The organism is Microcystis sp. M53603_WE2 (assembly GCF_030065435.1).
The window spans coordinates 1-3,007 of sequence record NZ_JASJFF010000945.1 but is presented as its reverse complement, the minus strand read 5'-3'; the positions used below and the strand labels follow the sequence as shown (position 1 = coordinate 3,007).

3 protein-coding genes are annotated in these 3,007 nt (G+C 40.4%); all 3 read right to left on the bottom strand.

Annotated features, from left to right (window positions below):
- Positions 1 to 212: 212 nt before the first annotated feature.
- The 3 genes from PX481_RS19985 to PX481_RS19975 are packed head-to-tail and all read right to left on the bottom strand — an operon-like array spanning position 213 to position 2,521.
- A complete protein-coding gene (locus tag PX481_RS19985) occupies positions 213 to 911 on the bottom strand; it encodes a metallophosphoesterase family protein (protein ID WP_002760212.1) in 699 nt (232 codons plus the stop codon).
- A gap of 21 nt (positions 912 to 932) precedes the next feature.
- A complete protein-coding gene (locus tag PX481_RS19980) occupies positions 933 to 1,742 on the bottom strand; it encodes a metallophosphoesterase family protein (RefSeq protein ID WP_002742233.1) in 810 nt (269 codons plus the stop codon).
- Positions 1,742 to 2,521, bottom strand: a complete 780-nt coding sequence (locus PX481_RS19975; protein WP_002760214.1) for a hypothetical protein — start codon at positions 2,519 to 2,521, stop codon at positions 1,742 to 1,744. The genes PX481_RS19980 and PX481_RS19975 overlap by 1 nt, the downstream gene beginning before the upstream one ends.
- Positions 2,522 to 3,007: the final 486 nt, after the last annotated feature.

Below are 3,007 nucleotides of genomic sequence, written 5' to 3'. Positions count from 1 at the left end.
ATTTTACCCCCGATCCCTCCAATGGTCGGCACTTTTTGAGGGAAAAAAAGTCTAAAAGCCTTATCCAACAAGGTTTTTAGATTTATTCAGCAAGCCCTAATTAAATTGAAGATAAATCCCCCCTTGATCCCCCTTGATAAGGGGGGTGTCTGATAATTTTTAACACCTACCTACTTAAATTAATCTTTAATATTTAATTAATCTCTGAAAGATTAATAAGGTACGGTTCTAAACTCCACGCAATTATTACTAGGATTATAGAGAGTGTAAACTGCTTTATTTAATTCTTTACCAACGCTACCAACCCCAATTAAACGCTTATCTTGAATCGTCAAAGTTTGGCTTGGTTGCCGTTTATCTAAAGTAGTAACAGTGCTGGTTAAATTAGCAGACTGTAAAGAATAATCAAAAACTTTTCCCGCACGACCACAAAATAGATTATTAACTCCCACCCGTTGCAGTCGATCTAAAATTTGCCATGGGGGAGTATCGGGGGTTAATTCTTCACTAACACTGACACTACTGCCATGAATTAATAAACAATCCAACTCGACAAAACCAAAATCGAGATTTCGTAACCATTGCACCGTTTCCAAAGAAACTGCGTCCCAGAGTTGTTTAGTGCTATCAATTCCATGTTTATCGATTAATTCCGTCGGTTCTCCTGTGGCTCCTAAACTGTGTAAAATTAGACATTGTTCTTCCCACCATCCCCGACAAACCTGCGGATATAAGTTATTTTTAGTGGGATAACGTATTTGTTCTACCAGCATTTCACTATCGGGATTAACGCCGATAAAATCTCCTAAAATATATAAATTTTCTACAGTAACTGACCGTTGCTGAATATCTTCCAAGACCGCTTGATAGGCTGGTAAATTACCTTGAATACCGCTTAAAATCGCCCACATAATTTCTTGATTTATCACAAATTAACGTTCGCAAACATGAGTCGGATCATCGGCTTTTTCCGCATATTCTAGACCCTTAGCCAATCGCCAAGCGAAAATAGGAGGTAAACCCGATGCTAAAATAGCCTGACAGGTTTCCTGATAGTTATAGGCCACTTCTCGCAGTTGTACCGCTGCCGTTTCTCGATCGTAAATCACATAGGTGGCATTTGGACGACCGTGACGCGGTTCTCCCACCGATCCCACGTTGATGATACGTTTAACCGGTGTGGTAAATTGCCGCGACTGTTCCCCATCGGGTTGATACACTTTTATTTGCAAGCTTCCCGCGTCGAGAGTGCGAATGTAGGGGATGTGGGTATGTCCACAGAATAAAACCTCTGTATCTACCGATAAAACCCGTTCTAAAGCCGTAAAAGCGTCCATTTCGGCTAAAAGGTACTCATGGTTACTTTGGGGACTACCATGGACAAAACAGAGGTGATCTAGCTTAAAAATTTCGGGCAGTTTTGACAAATAATTACGGTTTTCTGGGGTGATTATTTGATTTGTCCACTCATGAGCTAATCTACCCCGTTTTTCTGCTAAAAGCGACGGATAACTGCATTCACAGGCATTTAATCCCTCGACGATATCCTCATCCCAACACCCTTGTACTGTAGTAATCCCCAGTTGACGGATTTTTTCCACCACTTGGTTAGGATGGGGTCCATACCCAACTAAATCCCCTAAACAGTAGATTTCTTGACAACCCTGTTGGTCTAAATCTTGCAAAACAGCATTAAAAGCGGGCATATTGCCATGAATACAGGATAAAACGGCTATTTTCATCAGATTAACTCCATTTCTGGCTCTAAAGATTCTTGAAATTGTTGTTGATAATACAAAAGTGCCTCATCGGACAGACAACAATCACTCAGGGTATCGGCAATTGTCGGTTTATCGAGATTGCGACCGACGATTTCAATCCCACTGAAGCGATTCGGTCTCCCATCGAGATTTAAGGGGAAATTTAAGCTTTGAAAGTCTTTTTCTGGCCATTCATCCATAAATTCCCCATAAATACACTGACCATCGATGATATCGAAGATACTTTTAACCCGCAGCACTTCCCCATAGGCCCCTTGGGTTAATTCTGTCCAAAAGGTGGTTAAACTGGAAAAATCGAGGATTTCTCCCGTTAAAACGGCTCTATAAATCTGTATTTCTCGTTTTTTTAACCATTGATCACCTTTTATGGTTGTTTTGACGGGACTGATGACTATTTCATCGACGGGAACTTGTCCTTCGGGGATTTCTTCGTCTGGAGACGTAATCGCTACCCGATGACAATTGAGGGGTTTTAGAAAGCTTTCGAGGGATTGCGTGTCTAAATGCCATGGTACTTCCATGTAGATCGTGTTTTCCATGGATAAACTGCTCAAAAGGTCTTCTTCTTCCCTAGAAATAGAGGACAACTGGGGAAAGTCATTCTGTAAAGTGAGATGATCAATGGGAAAAGTTTCCGTCTGGGGACTAAAATATAGACTTGGCTGCTTGCTTTGGGCGATTTGTTGGCGAATCCAATGGGTTTTTCCCGCAGCTATACCCCCCGTCACCACGATAATCATTTTGCTCCTTCTTTATTGTGGTAATGATAATCATTCTAGCATAAGTTAGATTGGGGCAAGTAATCTTCCTTAACCAATCCTCTAGACTTAGCCAGGTTATTTTGGGAAAAATTGGCGGTTTCTTGGGATATTAATCATGGTTATGGCTCTTTTCTCTAGGATACCATTGGCTTTGTCCATCGGGTAAATCAACTAAGGTAATTCCCCTCGTTTTTAATTGTTCCCTTAATCGATCGCCGCTTCCGTAAAGTGCAAGGGTTTGCGATAATGAGCTTGGAGAACAAAGAGATGTAAACCATTGGATCGAGGGTTCGTTAAATTTTAAAGTTTTTATCCATAAATCATTAGAGTTCTTGCATAATTAATTTTTGAGAGTTCAAAAACAGCAAAAATAAGGATTAAATGGCATAAAATCTGTAAATAGACCATTTAATTGATTATTATTCATTCTTAATTCTCCTGACTACTGACTACTGGCTCCTGACT

Excerpts from the sequence above, each read along its gene's own strand:
- PX481_RS19975 (WP_002760214.1), bottom strand. The coding sequence starts at position 2,521 with ATGATTATCGTGGTGACGGGGGGTATAGCTGCGGGAAAAACCCATTGG.
- PX481_RS19985 (WP_002760212.1), bottom strand. The coding sequence starts at position 911 with ATGTGGGCGATTTTAAGCGGTATTCAAGGTAATTTACCAGCCTATCAA.
- PX481_RS19980 (WP_002742233.1), bottom strand. The coding sequence starts at position 1,742 with ATGAAAATAGCCGTTTTATCCTGTATTCATGGCAATATGCCCGCTTTT.